Here is a 16,696-nt window from a genome sequence, read left to right as displayed (position 1 = left end):
AGACGGCGTCCTAGGACGCTGTCTTCGCCTCCCCGCCAGAATTGCAGGAATTGTCCGGAATCCGTTGGCGGTAACCCGCAAACGGATGGCCGCCGCACAGAGTTTTCCTACAACTCTCTAAGGCTCTACGCATTTACCGCATCGACTTGGCCTCGTAACGTCAAGACTTCGCTGATATGCGTTCACGAGCGGCATTGCTGCATTCACTGACTAGATCGGCGATCGTTCCCGTGTCCCCAACACGGCCATTGTTCGCCGACGACAATAACAAAAGGATTGGGACCGTCATGCGCCAGACCTTCACTTTATCCGCTTTGGTGGGAGCCGCCCTGTGGGCGGGCACCCCTTTTGCCCAGGCTGCCGGCAGCCTGGTGTTCTGCTCCGAGGGCAGCCCGGCCGGGTTCGACACCGCGCAGTACACCACCGCCACCGACAACGACGCCGCCGAGCCGCTCTACAACCGGCTGGTGGAGTTCGTCAAAGGTGAGACATCCGTCGCACCGGCGCTGGCCGAGAGCTGGGATATCTCAGCGGATGGCCTGGTGTATACCTTCCACCTGCGCCCTGGCGTGAAGTTCCACACCACCCCCTATTTCACACCGTCCCGCGACTTCAACGCCGACGACGTGGTGTTCACCTTCAACCGCATGCTTGATCCCGCGCAGCCGTTTCGCAAGGCCTACCCCACCGAGTTTCCGTACTTCAACGGGATGAGCCTGAACAAGAACATCGCCAAGGTCGAAAAGACCGGGCCGCTGACCGTGGTCATGACCCTCAACTCGGTCGATGCCGCGTTCATCCAGAACATCGCCATGAGCTTCGCCGCGATTCTCTCCGCCGAATACGCCGACCAGTTGCTCGCCGCCGGCAAACCCAGCGAGATCAACCAGAAGCCGATCGGCACCGGGCCGTACGTGTTCCAGCGCTATCAGAAAGACGCGCAGATCCGCTACGTGGCCAACAAGCAGTACTGGGACCCGGACAAGGTCCAGCTCGACCAGCTGATTTTCGCCATCAACACCGACGCCTCGGTGCGGGTGCAGAAACTCAAGCGCGGTGAATGCCAGATCACCCTGCACCCGCGCCCCGCCGATGTCGAGGCATTGAAGAAAGACCCCAAGCTGCAGGTCATCCAGAAGCCCGGCTTCAACCTCGGCTATATCGCCTACAACGTGCAGCACAAACCCTTCGACCAACTCCAGGTCCGCCAGGCGCTGGACATGGCGGTGAACAAACCGAGCATTCTCAATGCGGTCTACCAGGGCGCCGGGCAACTGGCGGTCAACGCCATGCCGCCGAGCCAGTGGTCCTACGACGAGAACATCAAGGACGCACCCTACAACCCGGAAAAAGCCCGGCAACTGCTCAAGGCCGCCGGCGTCAAGGAAGGCACCGAGATCACCCTCTGGGCCATGCCGGTGCAACGCCCGTACAACCCCAACGCCAAGCTGATGGCCGAAATGCTCCAGGCCGACTGGGCGAAGATCGGCCTGAAGGTGAAGATCGTCAGCTATGAATGGGGTGAGTACATCAAGCGCACCAAGAATGGCGAGCACGACATCAGCCTGATCGGCTGGACCGGCGACAACGGTGACCCGGACAACTGGCTCGGCACCCTCTACGGCTGCGACGCGATTGGCGGCAACAACTACTCCATGTGGTGCAACCCGCAATACGACAAGCTGATCAAGCAGGCCAAGCTCGTCACCGACCACGAGCAACGCGTGGCCCTCTACCAACAGGCCCAGCAGTTGCTCAAGCAACAGGTGCCGATTACCCCTATCGCCCACTCGACGGTCAACCAGCCGTTAAGCATCAGAGTCGAAGGTTTCAAGGTCAGTCCCTTCGGTCGCAACGTGTTCTCGGGCGTCAGTATCGAACAATAAAACCGTGACCCGCGCTCTGGGGGCGAATTTCGCCCCTGAGCAACTTGCAGCCGAAATTCGGCAAAACCCTGCCAAGCAAACGATTGCGTAACAAAAAATGTCCGCCACCCAACCCGGACCAAATAGGCCCAAAAGGCCGATATTAAAAAAGAAAATATGGAGCTTTAGCCTTGAAACTCTCTCAAAAAGCGTTGTTAGCCTTAGCCATCAGTAGCGCCACCGTGCTGGCCCATGCGGAAACCCAGAGTCAGGATTTCGTGCCGACCGGCCTGAATTCGACCAATGCACAAAATGAAGCCAAGGGCTTCATCGACGGCCAGAGCCTGGGTGGCACCACTCGTAACTGGTACGCCAATGAGTTGAAACGTCGTAACGACCGCTTCAGTTACGACAAACACGGTGTGGCAACCCCCATTCCGCGCCGCATCAACTGGGTCCAGGGGACCATCCTCGACTACAGCTCGGGCTTTACCCAAGGCACCGTAGGCGTCAGCACTGAAGTCGCGCTCTACAACGCCATTGCCCTGGATCGCAGTCGCGAGGACATCGCCGGAGGTGGCAACCGCACCCTGGCCAACCGCAATGGCGACGCGGTCGACCAGTGGAGCAAACTCGGCCTGGCCAACGTCAAGTTCCGCGTATCAAACACCACGCTGACCGCCGGTCGCCAGAACTTCAGCACGCCGATCGTCGATGTCATCGGCAACCGCCCACTGCCTTCAAGCTTCGAGGGTGTAAGCCTTCACAGTGAAGAATTCAGCAACCTGTCGTTTGACGCAGCGACCTTCGATCGCGTATCCCCACGCACCGAGGAGAGCCTGTCCCGGTTCCGCACCGAGTACTCCAACAACGGGGCCGAGACCGACCACGTCAATACCTTCGGCCTGAACTATCAGCCGTTCAAAAGTCTGAAGACCAGCCTGTACATGGCCAACGTCGAGGACTTCTGGAACCAGTACTACTTTGGCGCCACCCACGAATTGGGCGACACCTCAGTGCTCGGCCTGACGACTGGTTTGAATTACTACAAGACACTGGACACCGGCAAAAAGAAGATGGGCGAAATCGACAACGACGCCTACTCGCTGTCTCTCGGACTGACCCACCAGGCCCACAGCCTGACTTTCTCCTACCAGCAAATCGTTGGTAACGAATACTTCGACTACCTGCACGAAACCAACGGCATCTACCTGGCCAACTCCATGCTGTCGGACTTCAACGGCCCGAACGAGAAGTCCTTCCAGATTGCCTACGGCCTGAACATGGCCCAGTACGGCGTTCCTGGCCTGAAATTCAACGTCTATACGGTCCGCGGCTGGGGCATTGACGGCACCCATTACACCGGCACCGCCTACGACGTGAAAAACCTCGACGGTGAGCACCACTACGAATATGGCGTCGGCACTTCCTACGCCATCCAGAGTGGTCCGCTGAAAGCCACCTCCATTCGTGCGACCTACACCACCCACCGCGCCAGCGCGAATCAGGGTGATGGCAACATCAACGAGTTCCGCCTGGTCACCACCATTCCATTCAACATTCTCTGACACCTGACGGCCCTGGGGCCGATTCGACGAATCGGCCCCAGGGTCTCATCTGGCTCAATCGATCAAGGAGGGTTTACATGAAGAAGCTTCCCCTGCGCGCCGCCCTCGCGGCCGCCGTATTCAGCGTGGCTATCGGTGTTTCAGCCAAGCCCTTGGTGGTCTGTACCGAAGCCAGCCCGGAGGGTTTCGACCCGGTGCTCTACACCACCGCCGTCACCGCCGACGCCGCGGCTGAAACCATGTTCAACCGTCTGGTGGACTTCAAGCCCGGGACCACCGAGATCCAGCCGGCCCTGGCCGAAAGCTGGGAGATCAGCCCGGACGGCCTGCAATACACCTTTCACCTGAGAAAGGGCGTCAAGTTCCACACCACCGACTATTTCAAACCGACCCGCGAGCTGAACGCCGACGACGTAGTCTGGAGCTTCCAGCGGCAACTGGACCCCAATCATCCCTGGCATAAAGCGTCCACCGTCGGCTTCCCGTATTTCGAGAGCATGGACTTCCAGAACCTGCTCAAAAGCGTCGAGAAAGTCGACGGCCTGACCGTGCGTTTCACCCTCAATCGTCCCGAAGCCCCGTTCCTGTCCGACCTGGGCATGGCCTTCACCTCGATCCACTCCGCCGAATACGCCGACCAGCTGCTCAAGGCCGGCAAGCTTGACGACCTCAACAGCAAGCCGGTCGGCACCGGCCCGTTCATCTTCCAGCGTTATGCCAAGGACGCCCAGGTCCGCTTCAAGGCCAACCCGGAGTATTTCCGTGGCAAGCCGCCAGCGGACACCCTGATCCTGGCCATCACCATCGACAACAACACCCGCCTGCAGAAGCTCAAAGCCAACGAGTGCCAGGTCGCCCTGTACCCCAAACCCGATGATGTGCCGAACATCAAGGCCGATCCGAACCTGAAGATCGACGGAATGGCGGCCATGGCCACCGGCTACGTCGCCATCAACACCGAACACAAGTACCTGAGCGATGTGCGGGTGCGCCGGGCCATCGAGCTGGCCCTGGACAAGCAGAACTACGTCGACACCCTGTATGGCAAGGGCAATGCCATCCCCGCGGTGAATCCTTACCCGTCGACCCTGCTGGGCTACAACACCAAACTGAAGAATCCGCCCCAGGACCTGGACAAGGCCCGCGCCCTGCTCAAGGAAGCCGGCGTTCCCGAGGGTACGGTCTTTACCCTCTATACTCGCAACGGCGGCGGCCCGACCAACCCGAACCCGCAACTCGGTGCCCAGCTGATGCAGGCCGACCTGGCCAAGGTCGGGATCACTCTGGATATCCGCGTCATGGAGTGGGCCGAAATGCTCAAACGAGCGAAAAAAGGTGAGCACGATATGGTCTCCGCCGGTTGGAGCGGGGACAACGGCGACCCGGATAACTTCCTTAGCCCGCTATTGAGTTGCGAAGCGGCGAAAAACGGCGAAAACTACAGCCGCTGGTGCAATCCTCAGTTCCAGGCGCTGATCGACCAGGCTCGCGCCAAGACTGACCCCGCCCAACGTGCCGCACTCTATGAACAGGCTCTGGAGATCCTGCATAACCAGGTCCTGTGGGCGAACGATGCCCATCCGAAGATGTTTACCGCTATGCGCAAGAACGTAGAGGGCTACCACATGAGCCCTCTATCCACGAACAACTTCGCCACCACCCAGGTGAAGTAGAACAACAAACGCTCGTCGGTACCCGACCCCGGGTACTGATGAGCACGCCTAACCGGCTGATGAGGTACACCACACGATGTTTAGTTTTATTGCCCGCCGACTGGGGTTACTGATCCCCACGTTTTTCGGCATCACGTTGCTGACTTTCGCGTTGATTCGCATGATCCCGGGCGATCCCGTGGAAGTCATGATGGGCGAGCGCCGGGTTGACCCGGAAATGCACGCCCAGGCGATGGAACGCCTCGGTCTTAACAAGCCGCTTTATGCCCAGTACATCGACTATGTCGGCAAGCTCGCCCACGGCGACCTCGGCGAGTCCCTGCGGACCCGCACCAGCGTGTGGACCGAGTTCACCACTCTGTTCCCCGCCACCCTGGAACTGTCCAGCGCCGCGCTGCTGTTCGCCGGCGTCCTGGGACTGCTCGCCGGGGTGATCGCCGCCCTCAAGCGAGGGTCCCTGTTCGACCATGGGGTGATGGGCATCTCCCTGGCCGGCTATTCGATGCCGATCTTCTGGTGGGGCCTGATCCTCATCATGTTCTTTTCCGTGGGCCTGGGCTGGACCCCCGTGTCCGGACGCATCGACCTGCTCTACGACATCGAGCCGAAAACCGGCTTCATGCTCATCGATACCCTGCTCAGCGACCAGCCCGAGGCGTTCTGGGACGCGCTGCACCACCTGATCCTGCCGGCCATCGTGCTGGGCACCATCCCGCTGGCGGTGATCGCCCGGATGACCCGTTCCTCGATGCTCGAAGTCCTGCGCGAAGACTACATCCGTACCGCCCGGGCCAAGGGCCTGTCGCCGGCGCGCGTGGTGTTCGTCCATGGCCTGCGCAACGCGCTGATTCCAGTACTGACCGTGGTCGGCCTGCAAGTCGGCACTCTGCTGGCCGGCGCCGTGCTCACCGAAACCATCTTTTCCTGGCCCGGCATTGGTAAATGGCTGATCGAAGCCATCGGTGCGCGGGACTATCCGGTCGTGCAAAACGGCATCCTGTTAATCGCCTGCCTGGTGATTGTGGTCAATTTCGTCGTGGACATCCTCTACGGCCTTGTCAATCCACGCATCCGCCACCAGCGCTGAGATCAAGATCATGAGTACTACTATCGCTTCGACCACCGTCGATCAAAGCCTGCTGTACCCCTCGCCGTACAAGGAATTCTGGCAGCACTTCGCCAAGAACAAGGGCGCCGTCGCCGGTCTGCTGTTCATGTCGCTGGTGGTGTTCTGCGCGATCTTCGCGCCCTGGGTCGCCCCACACGACCCCAGCGAACAGTTCCGCGACGCCCTGCTGACCCCACCGTCGTGGCTTGCCGGTGGGCAGATCCAGTACCTGCTGGGCACCGACGAACTGGGCCGCGACCTGCTCTCGCGGCTGATCCATGGTTCGCGCCTGTCGCTGCTGATCGGCCTGTCCTCGGTGGTGATGTCGCTGATCCCGGGGATCATGATGGGCCTGCTGGCCGGCTTCTTCCCGCGCCTTCTCGGCCCGACCATCATGCGCCTGATGGACATCATGCTGGCCCTGCCTTCACTGCTGCTGGCCGTGGCGATTGTCGCCATCCTCGGCCCTGGCCTGATCAACACCGTGATCGCCATCGCCATTGTCTCGCTGCCGTCCTATGTACGCCTGACCCGCGCCGCGGTGATGGGCGAACTGAACCGTGACTACGTGACCGCCGCCCGCCTGGCGGGTGCCGGCCTGCCGCGCCTGATGTTCATCACCGTGCTGCCCAACTGCATGGCACCGCTGATCGTCCAGGCCACCCTGAGTTTCTCCTCGGCGATCCTCGATGCCGCCGCCCTGGGCTTCCTCGGCCTGGGCGTACAACCGCCCACCCCGGAGTGGGGCACCATGCTGGCTTCGGCCCGCGACTACATCGAGCGCGCCTGGTGGGTCGTCAGCCTGCCCGGCCTGACCATTTTGCTCAGCGTGCTGGCAATCAACCTGATGGGCGACGGCCTGCGCGATGCGCTGGACCCGAAACTCAAGAACGCCGCCTGAGGAGATTCCCATGTCACTGCTAGAAATCAAGAATCTCAATGTTCGCTTCGGCGACAAGACCGCCGTTCCAGTGGTCGACGGCCTCGACATCAGCGTGGACAAGGGCGAAGTCCTGGCCATTGTTGGCGAGTCGGGCTCGGGTAAATCCGTGACCATGATGGCGTTGATGGGGCTGATCGAGCACCCTGGCATCGTCACCGCCGACGCCCTGCGCTTCGACGGCAAGGACATGCTCAAGCTCAGCGCCCGCCAGCGTCGGCAGGTGGTTGGCAAGGACCTGGCAATGGTTTTCCAGGACCCAATGACCGCGCTGAACCCCAGCTACACCGTGGGTTTCCAGATCGAGGAAGTGCTCCGCCTGCACCTGAAAATGTCCGGCAAGGCGGCGCGCAAGCGGGCCATCGAACTGCTGGAAAAAGTCGAGATTCCCGGCGCCGCCAGCCGCATGGACGCCTACCCGCACCAACTGTCCGGGGGCATGAGCCAGCGCGTTGCGATCGCCATGGCGATTGCCGGTGAACCCAAGCTGCTGATCGCCGACGAACCGACCACCGCCCTGGACGTGACCATCCAGGCGCAGATCATGGATCTGCTGCTCAGCCTGCAACAAGAGCAGAACATGGGCCTGGTGCTGATCACCCACGACCTCGCGGTCGTTGCCGAAACCGCCCAGCGGGTCTGCGTGATGTACGCCGGCCAGGCCGTGGAAGTCGGCCAGGTGCCGGGCTTGTTCGATGTGCCGGCGCATCCCTACAGCGAAGCCTTGCTCAAGGCGATTCCGGAGCACAGCCTGGGGGCCGAGCGCCTGTCGACCCTGCCGGGTATCGTGCCCGGGCGTTATGACCGGCCGCAGGGTTGCCTGCTGTCGCCGCGCTGCCCCTATGTGCAGGAAAGCTGCCGGCTGCAGCGTCCGACCCTGGACCAAAAAGCCAACAGCCTTGCCCGTTGCTTCTTCCCGCTGAACCAGGAGGTGGCGTAATGGCCGTCGTTCTTACCGCCCGCGACCTCACCCGTCACTACGAAGTCTCCCGTGGCCTGTTCAAGGGCCATGCGCTGGTGCGCGCGCTCAATGGCGTGTCGTTCGAACTGGAAGCCGGCAAGACCCTCGCCGTGGTCGGCGAGTCGGGCTGCGGCAAATCCACCCTGGCCCGGGCCCTGACACTGATCGAAGAGCCGTCGTCCGGCTCGCTGAAAATCGCCGGGCAGGAAGTCGCCGGGGCCGACAAGGCCCAGCGCAAGCAACTGCGCAAAGACGTGCAGATGGTGTTCCAGAGCCCCTATGCCTCGCTCAATCCGCGGCAGAAGATCGGCGACCAACTGGGCGAGCCGCTGCTGATCAACACCAAGCTGTCCGCCGCCGAGCGTCGGGAAAAAGTCCAGGCGATGATGAAGCAGGTCGGCTTGCGCCCCGAGCACTATCATCGCTACCCGCACATGTTCTCCGGCGGCCAGCGCCAGCGTATCGCCCTGGCGCGGGCGATGATGCTGCAACCGAAAGTGCTGGTGGCGGACGAACCGACCTCGGCGCTGGACGTGTCGATCCAGGCCCAGGTGCTGAACCTGTTCATGGATCTGCAGCAGGAGTTCAACACCGCCTACGTGTTCATCTCCCACAACCTGGCAGTGGTCCGTCACGTGGCCGACCAGGTGCTGGTGATGTACCTCGGCCGGCCGGTGGAAATGGGCCCGAAGGAAGACATCTATGCCCGTCCCCTGCACCCGTACACCCAGGCCCTGCTCTCGGCGACGCCGGCGATCCACCCGGATCCGTTGAAGCCGAAGATCAAGATCGCCGGCGAATTGCCTAACCCGCTCAACCCGCCGTCCGGCTGCGCCTTCCACAAGCGCTGCCCATACGCCACCGAGCGTTGCAGCACGGAAGAGCCGGCCTTGCGCGAGCTCGACTCGCGGCAGGTGGCTTGCCATTACGCGGAGCAATTCCTCGGCTGACAGGCAACAAAAAAGCGCTCTCCTGAGTAAGCGAGAACGCTGAAAACGCTAGTACGGCCTCTTTCGTCGAGCGAGTTATCCGCTGGGCGCAAGGGGCTTTTTCATTCGTGCGACTCAGGTATCGCTGTCGCTGTCATCGCCGCTGTCATCGCCCGAATCATCCTGACCAGGATCGGCTTTCTTGTCGGTGTCATCGGCGTAAAGCGCGTGCACCGCGGATTTCGAAGGAGAAACCGCCCCATGATCCGACACCGCATTACTGGCCCAGGCACTTGAAGCCCCCACCATCAACAACACCAGCACCTTGATCAGCAGCACGCCGCGTTGAAAAATTTTCATCGTCGCTTCCGTCCCTCTGTGGATAAATCACCAGCACCTTGCAGCCGACTTCAAGAAGGCAACCGCAACTTGTCTGAACCTAGACCCGTTGAACGGACTTTTCCATACTGGCTAGATGAAAACTGCTGGCTGGCGATAGAATTATTCTGAATGACCATTAGATTCAAAAAGAATATAGGCCACTTCGATAGCGTTTCTCAGCATCAGCAACACCTCGAAGAATAAGAAATCGGAAAAGCCCAGACAAAACCTAATCCAACTCAGTTAAGGGCAATCTTCAGCTTGCCGGTATTTGTGGCGAGCGGGCTTGCCCGCGCTGGGGCTGATTGAGACCGGGAATAAATGCCGCAGGCCGAACGAATGCCGGGGCTAACAGCAGAATTAAATATTTCAAAAAGCTTGAATTACGAACAAAGTACCAAGCATGGGTTATTACATTATTCATAGACACCTCATATAGCTAGACTCATAGCGTCTCCGACGCGTCAGGCCATATGCAGCCAGTACGAATATAGTCTATCCCAACCGGGATAAACATTACGAAACCAACCAATTTTTCAGTGAAAGTACGGGTGGGATGCATGACTCACCATCCTCTCGACTCTATAGAACCATGTACCACAAAGCGTGTCGACTCAAACGCTGCCACACAAAAGTCAACGCCAGCAAGCAGGGTTCCTGCGGGGCTCTCGGCAAGTCAGAACCATGGACACTAATAAAAATCAACTCTATACAGCAAGGTTTTCCGAGATCATACCTAAAACGCACACACATCCAAAATAGAAACAGGCCTCAAACAACAAAGAAAATACCTACAAAACAAATCCAATTTCCCGATAGCTTTCGCTGACCTCAGGAAAATATATTCATCTATTCCTCAGCCAGACAAAGGCACTCCATCATGATCTGCAGCACGCTCAATGTGTCCTTCGGAGAGAAAAGCAAAAATGGCCTTGAAAAAATCGGCACACTCTATAAAAAGCTGAAGGTATTCAACGTTGCCATTTCAGCAGGAACGTTAGTCAATTTATTCTTCAAGAATGGCGTCATCGGTAGCAGCTACGCCATCTCCAACTACGACTTCAAGTTATTTAGCGACGCCATGCAATCATCACCGGGTATTATCAGGAGCGGCATCCAGCAAATCGCCTGGGACCTTAGCCAAGATAACGCTATAACTTACAATGAACGAGAATTCTGGAAGTGCATAATAAATGCGGCTTAACTCATACAGCTGTTTTTTTCGCCGTTCTGCTTTCAGCAATCGCACAGGCTGATGGCTTGAGCGTAAAAGAAGAGCTGATCAGTCAATTCAAAGACGCCACGGACAACTATCACAAAAAATCTGACGAGTGCCTGTCGCAGGAAAAGACCAAAACAGCGATCACCCCCAACGACCTTAGCGTTTTCAAAAAATCAGAAGCCGCTATCTTGCTCGGAGTAGAAATCAGGCAACGACTCAAAACCTGCGTCGAAGCTGAAGAAAATATAGCCGTCCGCAAACACCTGGAACTCTTGGACCATCTGACATCGACAGAGAAAAACTCTATAGATTTTAAAACTTACAACGAAATACTAAGCACGTATTTTGGTATAGACGACAGCTTCGACAGAGAACGTCACGAAAAATATAGAAACATTTCTCAAGCCGAAAGAGATAAATTTCTGACCATTACGAAAGATAAAAATCTTCAGGTCAAACTCACTCCTCTCATAGAGCACCTGGCCGACTAATCACCCTTTAATAAAAAAGGCAAAACATTAATGTTTTGCCTTTTTATATAGCTTTTCTTTATTTAGTGATGTTCGCGCGTCGCGCGGAATTTCACGTCCGGCCAGCGCTCTTCCATCAGCGCCAGGTTGACCCGGGTCGGCGCCAGGTAGGTCAGGTGACCGCCGCCATCCAACGCGAGGTTTTCCACGGCCTTGACCCGCAGCTCATCAAGCTTCTTCTTGTCGCTGCAATCAATCCAGCGCGCGGACCACACGGTGATCGGCTCATACGAGCACTCGACCTTGTATTCCTCTTTCAAGCGGCTGGCGACCACATCGAACTGCAGCACACCGACGGCACCGAGGATGATGTCGTTGCTGCGCTCGGGGAAGAACACCTGGGTCGCGCCCTCTTCCGCCAACTGCTGCAAACCTTGACGCAGTTGCTTGGACTTGAGCGGGTCACGCAGGCGCACGCGACGGAACAGTTCCGGAGCGAAGTGCGGGATACCGGTAAAGCCCAGGGCCTCGCCCTCGGTAAAGGTGTCGCCGATCTGGATGGTGCCATGGTTGTGCAGGCCGATGATGTCGCCGGCGTAGGCTTCTTCCAGTTGCTCGCGCTCGGAGGAGAAGAAGGTCAGCGCATCGCCGATCCGCACATCCTTGCCGGTGCGCACATGGCGCATTTTCATGCCCTTGTCGTACTTGCCCGAACAGATGCGCATAAAGGCGATCCGGTCGCGGTGCTTGGGGTCCATGTTCGCCTGGATCTTGAACACAAAGCCGGCGAACTTCTCTTCCACCGGCTCCACGGTGCGCTCGTTGGCGACGCGAGCCAGAGGCATCGGCGCCCAATCAACAACCGCGTCCAGCACATGATCGACACCGAAGTTGCCCAGGGCAGTACCGAAGAACACCGGGGTCAGCTGGCCGTCGAGGAACTCCTGCCGGTTGAACTCGTGACAGGCACCCTGCACCAATTCCAACTGGTCGACAAAACGGTCGTACTCGTCACCCAGGTGCGCGCGGGCTTCGTCGGAGTCGAGCTTCTCGATGATTTTCACATCGGTACGTTCATGCCCATGACCAGCGGTGTAGACAATGATGTAGTCGTCGGCCAGGTGGTACACACCCTTGAAATCGCGGTAGCAACCGATCGGCCAGGTGATCGGCGCGGCCTTGATTTTCAGGACGGCTTCGATCTCGTCGAGCAGTTCGATGGGGTCGCGGATATCGCGGTCGAGCTTGTTGATAAAGCTGACAATGGGCGTGTCACGCAGACGACAGACGTCCATCAGGGCGATGGTCCGTGGCTCGACGCCCTTACCGCCGTCGAGGACCATCAGCGCCGAGTCGACCGCGGTCAGGGTGCGGTAGGTATCTTCGGAGAAGTCTTCGTGGCCCGGGGTGTCGAGCAGGTTGATCATGTGATCGCGATACGGGAACTGCATGACCGACGTGGTAATCGAGATACCCCGTTGTTTTTCCATTTCCATCCAGTCGGAGGTGGCATGACGGTCGGATTTGCGAGATTTCACCGTGCCGGCAACCGCAATCGCCTTGCCCATCAGCAACAGCTTCTCGGTGATGGTGGTTTTACCGGCATCGGGGTGGGAAATAATGGCGAAAGTGCGGCGTTTCGCGACTTCGGCGGCCTGGTGGGTCATGGGAAATCGCCTGGCAGGTGAGTCAAAAAAGGGCGGCGAGTATAGCGCAAACCGAGGTCCACGGACCACCGCTCACCCGCTTGCAGTGACTTCAAGGGTGGCTAAATGCTGCCAATTATGGAACCTTTTAAAAGGTGGAGGCGTCCACTCCCCTGCTACCTGACTCGTACCAGGGGCTGAAATATCAGCAAGTCAGCCTGACGAGGCTGCGCTTATGGCCCGACCGCCTGCCGCTTTGCCGGCAGTGGCGAGCTGCATTTCGCGAACACTTTCTTCGGCGGCCAGGAATGGCATTGCCACACGAAGCGGTGTTCGCCGACAGAAAAAAGGAGTCCGCCTGTGGCTATTCGCTATGGCAAAGGGCTGATAGGTGGAGCGGTTGTCGTCGCTCTCCTGGCCCTGCTGGTCCACTGGATTGGCATCAACACGATCGAACGGTACCGCGACGATTTGCTGTTTTACCTGCAAGCTCATCTGATCCTGGTCCTTGTCTCCATGCTTGCCGCCCTGATTGCAGGGATTCCCGCCGGTATCCTGCTGAGCCGACCGAGCATGGTCGGGCGCGCGGAACGCTTCATGCAGATCTTCAATATCGGTAACACCGTCCCACCCCTGGCCGTGCTGGCCATCGCCCTCGGCGTGTTGGGCATTGGCAGTGGCCCGGCGATCCTCGCCCTGTTCCTCGCCTCCCTCCTGCCCATCGTGCGCAACACCTACGAAGGCCTGAAAAACGTCCAGGGCTCCCTGAAAGAAGCCGCCGTCGGCATCGGTATGACCCCGCGCCAGGTGCTGTTGCAGGTGGAACTGCCCAACGCCGCGCCGATCATCATCGGTGGTGTGCGGGTGGCCCTGGCGATCAACGTCGGTACCGCGCCCCTGGCGTTCCTGATTGGCGCCAACAGCCTCGGCAGCCTGATTTTCCCCGGCATTGCCCTGAACAATCAGCCGCAACTGCTGCTCGGCGCCGCCTGCACCGCGCTGTTGGCCTTGCTGCTTGACGGCCTGGTGAGCATGACCAGCCGCTTCTGGCTGGAACGCGGAGTCCGAGTGTCTTAAGACTCGGCAAAGGAATCGATATGAAAAAACTGACTGCGATACTGGTCTGCGTCCTGCTGTCCGCGGGAATAGCGCAGGCCGCTGAAAAACCCTTGATCCGCATCGGCGCCCGGGTCTTCACCGAACAGACCCTGCTGGCGGAAATCACCGCCCAGTACCTGCGCACCAAGGGCTACAACCCCCAGGTGACCGGCGGCCTGGGCAGCAACCTGGCACGCAGTGCCCAGGAAAGCGGGCAACTGGACCTGATCTGGGAATACACCGGGGTGTCGCTGGTGGCCTACAACCATGTCGACGAGAAACTCGACAGCGAACAGTCCTACGCCCGGGTCAAGGAGCTCGATGCGAAAAAGGGCCTGGTCTGGCTGGCGCCGTCGAAGTTCAGCAACACCTACGCGCTGTCCCTGCCGGAGCAGGTGGCCAAGGAATACCCGCAGATCAACAGCATCAGCGACCTGACCCAGGCCCTGGCCAAAGACAGCCAGGAAAACCGCCTGGTGGCCCTGGACACCGAGTTCGCCAACCGTTCCGACGGCCTGGCCGGCATGGTCAAGCTGTACCAGATGAACCTGACCCGCAAGAACACCCGGCAGATGGACGCCGGCCTGGTCTATACGGCGCTGCGTAACGGCCAGGTGTTTGCCGGCCTGGTCTACACCACCGACGGTCGCCTCAACGCCTTCAAATTGAAGCTGCTGGAAGACGACAGGCATTACTTCCCGGACTACACCGCCGCCCCTGTGGTGCGCCAGGTTTACCTGGACGCCCACCCGCAACTGGCCGCCGATCTCAAGCCACTGGCGGCGCTGTTCGACAACGACACCATGCGCCAGCTGAATGCGCGGGTCGATGTCGAGCATGAAAGCCCGTCCGCCGTGGCCGCCGACTTCCTGCGCCAACATCCGATCAACTGAGGAGAAGACATGGAATTTCTCAAGGCCTTTTCCCATCTCGACTGGACACAGGTCCTGCACCTGACCTGGCAGCACATCACCCTGGTGGGCATCGCCGTCATGCTCGCAATTGTCGTCGGCGTGCCCCTGGGCGTGCTGATGACCCGTTTTCCCAGCCTGGCCGGGCCACTGCAAGCCAGCGCCACGGTGCTGCTGACCGTGCCGTCCATCGCCCTGTTCGGCCTGCTGCTGCCGTTCTACTCCAGGTTCGGCCAGGGCCTGGGGCCGCTGCCGGCGATCAGCGCGGTGTTCCTCTACTCCCTGCTGCCGATCATGCGCAACACCTACCTGGCGCTAACCAGTGTCGAGCCGGGTATTCGCGAAGCCGCGCGCGGCATCGGCATGACCTTCGGCCAGCGCCTGCGCAGGGTCGAGCTGCCCATCGCGGTGCCGGTGATCCTCGCCGGTGTCCGCACCGCCGTGGTGATGAACATCGGCGTCATGACCATCGCTGCCACCATCGGTGCCGGCGGCCTGGGGGTATTGATCCTCGCCGCCATCAGTCGCAGCGACATGTCGATGCTGATCGTCGGCGCGGTACTGGTCAGCCTCCTGGCCATCGTCGCCGACCTGCTTCTGCAATGGTTGCAACGCACGCTGACTCCAAAAGGACTGCTCAAATGATCGAACTTCAAAACCTGACCAAGACCTTTCAAAGCAACGGCAAGACCATCAGCGCCGTCGACTCGGTAAGCCTGACCGTCAACGAAGGCGAGATCTGTGTATTTCTCGGCCCTTCGGGTTGCGGCAAGAGCACCACGCTGAAGATGATCAACCGCCTGATCAAGCCCACCTCGGGCAAGATCCTGATCAACGGCGAAGACACCAGCGACCTGGACGCCGTGACCCTGCGCCGTAACATCGGTTATGTGATCCAGCAGATCGGTCTGTTCCCCAATATGACCATCGAGGAAAACATCGTGGTGGTGCCAAAACTGCTGGGCTGGGACAAGCAGAAATGCCATGACCGCGCCCGTGAATTGATGAGCATGATCAAGCTGGAGCCCAGGCAGTACCTGCACCGCTACCCACGTGAGCTGTCCGGTGGCCAGCAACAGCGGATCGGCGTGATCCGCGCCCTGGCGGCCGACGCGCCGTTGCTGCTGATGGATGAGCCGTTCGGCGCGGTCGACCCGATCAACCGCGAGATGATCCAGAACGAGTTCTTCGAAATGCAGCGGGCGCTGAACAAGACCGTGATCATGGTCAGCCACGATATCGACGAAGCCATCAAGCTGGGTGACAAGATCGCCATCTTTCGCGCTGGCAAGCTGTTGCAGCTCGATCACCCGGACACCCTGTTGGCCCACCCGGTCGACGAATTCGTCAGCAGCTTTGTCGGCCAGGACAGCACCCTCAAGCGCCTGCTGCTGGTGAAGGCCGAAGACGCCGCGGACAACGCGCCATCGGTGAGCCCGGAGACCCCGGTGGCCGATGCCCTGGAGCTGATGGACGAGCATGATCGGCGCTACATGGTGGTTACTGACGCTGGGAACAGGGCGCGGGGTTATGTGCGCCGCCGCGACCTGCACCGTCAGGCCGGGACCTGCGCGCAGTTCCTGCGCGAGTTCAACGCCACGGCGGCGTACGACGAACACCTGCGCATCCTGTTGTCGCGGATGTACGAGTTCAACCGTTCGTGGCTGCCGGTGATGGACGCCGAGCGGGTATTCCTTGGCGAGGTGACCCAGGAGTCGATTGCCGCCTACCTGAGTTCCGGGCGCTCGCGTGGGGCCAAGACCAGCATTGTCTCGCCCGCCGAGCTGGCGGCGGTCTGACAGACTGCCGGCTCTTGCAGGAGCCTGGTTTGTCGGGACGCCGCACCGCAGCGATGAGGCCCTTGAGGCCGCCAAAAGCTTCGCGGGCAAGCTCCGCTCCCACATGGGGACCGTGCCGAACGCAG

General features: G+C 59.7%; 15 protein-coding genes. 13 read left to right on the top strand and 2 right to left on the bottom strand.

Going from position 1 to position 16,696, the window contains the following annotated elements; all coding sequences use genetic code 11:
- Positions 1-287: 287 nt before the first annotated feature.
- From AC07T0_RS07600 to AC07T0_RS07570, 7 genes are all read left to right on the top strand, one after another.
- Positions 288-1,886 (top strand): ABC transporter substrate-binding protein, encoded by a 1,599-nt coding sequence (locus AC07T0_RS07600; RefSeq protein WP_495000583.1) that lies wholly within the window; start codon positions 288-290, stop codon positions 1,884-1,886.
- A 170-nt stretch (positions 1,887-2,056) separates the two neighbouring features.
- Entirely contained in the window at positions 2,057-3,433 is a 1,377-nt protein-coding gene (locus tag AC07T0_RS07595; protein WP_495000582.1) for an OprD family porin, read from the top strand.
- A 77-nt stretch (positions 3,434-3,510) separates the two neighbouring features.
- Positions 3,511-5,106, top strand: a complete 1,596-nt coding sequence (locus AC07T0_RS07590; protein ID WP_495000581.1) for an ABC transporter substrate-binding protein — start codon at positions 3,511-3,513, stop codon at positions 5,104-5,106.
- Between the two features lie 76 nt (positions 5,107-5,182).
- Positions 5,183-6,193, top strand: a complete 1,011-nt coding sequence (locus AC07T0_RS07585; protein WP_495000580.1) for an ABC transporter permease subunit — start codon at positions 5,183-5,185, stop codon at positions 6,191-6,193.
- A 10-nt stretch (positions 6,194-6,203) separates the two neighbouring features.
- Entirely contained in the window at positions 6,204-7,115 is a 912-nt protein-coding gene (locus AC07T0_RS07580; protein WP_495000579.1) for an ABC transporter permease subunit, read from the top strand.
- Positions 7,116-7,125: 10 nt separating this feature from the next.
- Positions 7,126-8,094, top strand: coding sequence for an ABC transporter ATP-binding protein (locus AC07T0_RS07575; RefSeq protein ID WP_495000578.1), 969 nt, complete (start codon positions 7,126-7,128; stop codon positions 8,092-8,094).
- Entirely contained in the window at positions 8,094-9,065 is a 972-nt protein-coding gene (locus AC07T0_RS07570) for a peptide ABC transporter ATP-binding protein (protein WP_495000577.1), read from the top strand. Before AC07T0_RS07575 ends, AC07T0_RS07570 begins: the two co-directional genes overlap by 1 nt.
- 114 nt (positions 9,066-9,179) lie before the next feature.
- On the opposite strand, the gene AC07T0_RS07565 is transcribed toward AC07T0_RS07570, so the two are convergent.
- A complete protein-coding gene (locus AC07T0_RS07565) occupies positions 9,180-9,404 on the bottom strand; it encodes a hypothetical protein (RefSeq protein WP_495000576.1) in 225 nt (74 codons plus the stop codon).
- Positions 9,405-10,305: 901 nt separating this feature from the next.
- Here AC07T0_RS07565 and AC07T0_RS07560 point away from each other — a divergent pair.
- Both AC07T0_RS07560 and AC07T0_RS07555 read left to right on the top strand, forming a co-directional pair.
- Positions 10,306-10,629, top strand: coding sequence for a hypothetical protein (locus AC07T0_RS07560; RefSeq protein ID WP_495000575.1), 324 nt, complete (start codon positions 10,306-10,308; stop codon positions 10,627-10,629).
- Positions 10,608-11,138, top strand: a complete 531-nt coding sequence (locus AC07T0_RS07555; protein ID WP_495000574.1) for a hypothetical protein — start codon at positions 10,608-10,610, stop codon at positions 11,136-11,138. Before AC07T0_RS07560 ends, AC07T0_RS07555 begins: the two co-directional genes overlap by 22 nt.
- A gap of 62 nt (positions 11,139-11,200) precedes the next feature.
- Here the strand turns inward: AC07T0_RS07555 and AC07T0_RS07550 are convergent, their stop codons facing one another.
- On the bottom strand, positions 11,201-12,784 hold the full coding sequence (locus AC07T0_RS07550; RefSeq protein ID WP_121134782.1) for a peptide chain release factor 3: 1,584 nt from the start codon (positions 12,782-12,784) through the stop codon (positions 11,201-11,203).
- Positions 12,785-13,123: 339 nt separating this feature from the next.
- Here AC07T0_RS07550 and AC07T0_RS07545 point away from each other — a divergent pair, with 339 nt between their 5' ends.
- Genes AC07T0_RS07545 through AC07T0_RS07530 form a run of 4 tightly spaced genes read left to right on the top strand, consistent with a single transcriptional unit; the run spans position 13,124 to position 16,571 of the window.
- Positions 13,124-13,840, top strand: coding sequence for an ABC transporter permease (locus AC07T0_RS07545; protein WP_495000573.1), 717 nt, complete (start codon positions 13,124-13,126; stop codon positions 13,838-13,840).
- Positions 13,841-13,860: 20 nt separating this feature from the next.
- The gene (locus AC07T0_RS07540; protein ID WP_495000572.1) at positions 13,861-14,754 is read left to right on the top strand and encodes a glycine betaine ABC transporter substrate-binding protein; all 894 of its coding nucleotides are present in this window, start codon (positions 13,861-13,863) and stop codon (positions 14,752-14,754) included.
- 9 nt (positions 14,755-14,763) lie between these two features.
- Positions 14,764-15,417, top strand: coding sequence for an ABC transporter permease (locus tag AC07T0_RS07535; protein WP_495000571.1), 654 nt, complete (start codon positions 14,764-14,766; stop codon positions 15,415-15,417).
- Positions 15,414-16,571 (top strand): osmoprotectant ABC transporter ATP-binding protein OsmV, encoded by a 1,158-nt coding sequence (locus tag AC07T0_RS07530; RefSeq protein WP_495000570.1) that lies wholly within the window; start codon positions 15,414-15,416, stop codon positions 16,569-16,571. The genes AC07T0_RS07535 and AC07T0_RS07530 overlap by 4 nt, the downstream gene beginning before the upstream one ends.
- The last annotated feature ends 125 nt before the right edge of the window (positions 16,572-16,696 follow it).

The sequence above is a fragment of the Pseudomonas sp. GW821-FHT04D07 genome (genome assembly GCF_059420225.1).
The sequence above is the reverse complement of the archived record's forward strand: the minus strand, read 5'-3'. Positions and strand labels throughout refer to the sequence as shown.

What these genes read in the sequence shown, in the direction of transcription:
- AC07T0_RS07570 (WP_495000577.1), top strand. Translation starts at nt 8,094, where the DNA reads ATGGCCGTCGTTCTTACCGCCCGCGACCTCACCCGTCACTACGAAGTC.
- AC07T0_RS07585 (WP_495000580.1), top strand. Translation starts at nt 5,183, where the DNA reads ATGTTTAGTTTTATTGCCCGCCGACTGGGGTTACTGATCCCCACGTTT.
- AC07T0_RS07580 (WP_495000579.1), top strand. Translation starts at nt 6,204, where the DNA reads ATGAGTACTACTATCGCTTCGACCACCGTCGATCAAAGCCTGCTGTAC.
- AC07T0_RS07560 (WP_495000575.1), top strand. Translation starts at nt 10,306, where the DNA reads ATGATCTGCAGCACGCTCAATGTGTCCTTCGGAGAGAAAAGCAAAAAT.
- AC07T0_RS07600 (WP_495000583.1), top strand. Translation starts at nt 288, where the DNA reads ATGCGCCAGACCTTCACTTTATCCGCTTTGGTGGGAGCCGCCCTGTGG.
- AC07T0_RS07565 (WP_495000576.1), bottom strand. Translation starts at nt 9,404, where the DNA reads ATGAAAATTTTTCAACGCGGCGTGCTGCTGATCAAGGTGCTGGTGTTG.
- AC07T0_RS07550 (WP_121134782.1), bottom strand. Translation starts at nt 12,784, where the DNA reads ATGACCCACCAGGCCGCCGAAGTCGCGAAACGCCGCACTTTCGCCATT.
- AC07T0_RS07575 (WP_495000578.1), top strand. Translation starts at nt 7,126, where the DNA reads ATGTCACTGCTAGAAATCAAGAATCTCAATGTTCGCTTCGGCGACAAG.
- AC07T0_RS07530 (WP_495000570.1), top strand. Translation starts at nt 15,414, where the DNA reads ATGATCGAACTTCAAAACCTGACCAAGACCTTTCAAAGCAACGGCAAG.
- AC07T0_RS07590 (WP_495000581.1), top strand. Translation starts at nt 3,511, where the DNA reads ATGAAGAAGCTTCCCCTGCGCGCCGCCCTCGCGGCCGCCGTATTCAGC.
- AC07T0_RS07535 (WP_495000571.1), top strand. Translation starts at nt 14,764, where the DNA reads ATGGAATTTCTCAAGGCCTTTTCCCATCTCGACTGGACACAGGTCCTG.
- AC07T0_RS07540 (WP_495000572.1), top strand. Translation starts at nt 13,861, where the DNA reads ATGAAAAAACTGACTGCGATACTGGTCTGCGTCCTGCTGTCCGCGGGA.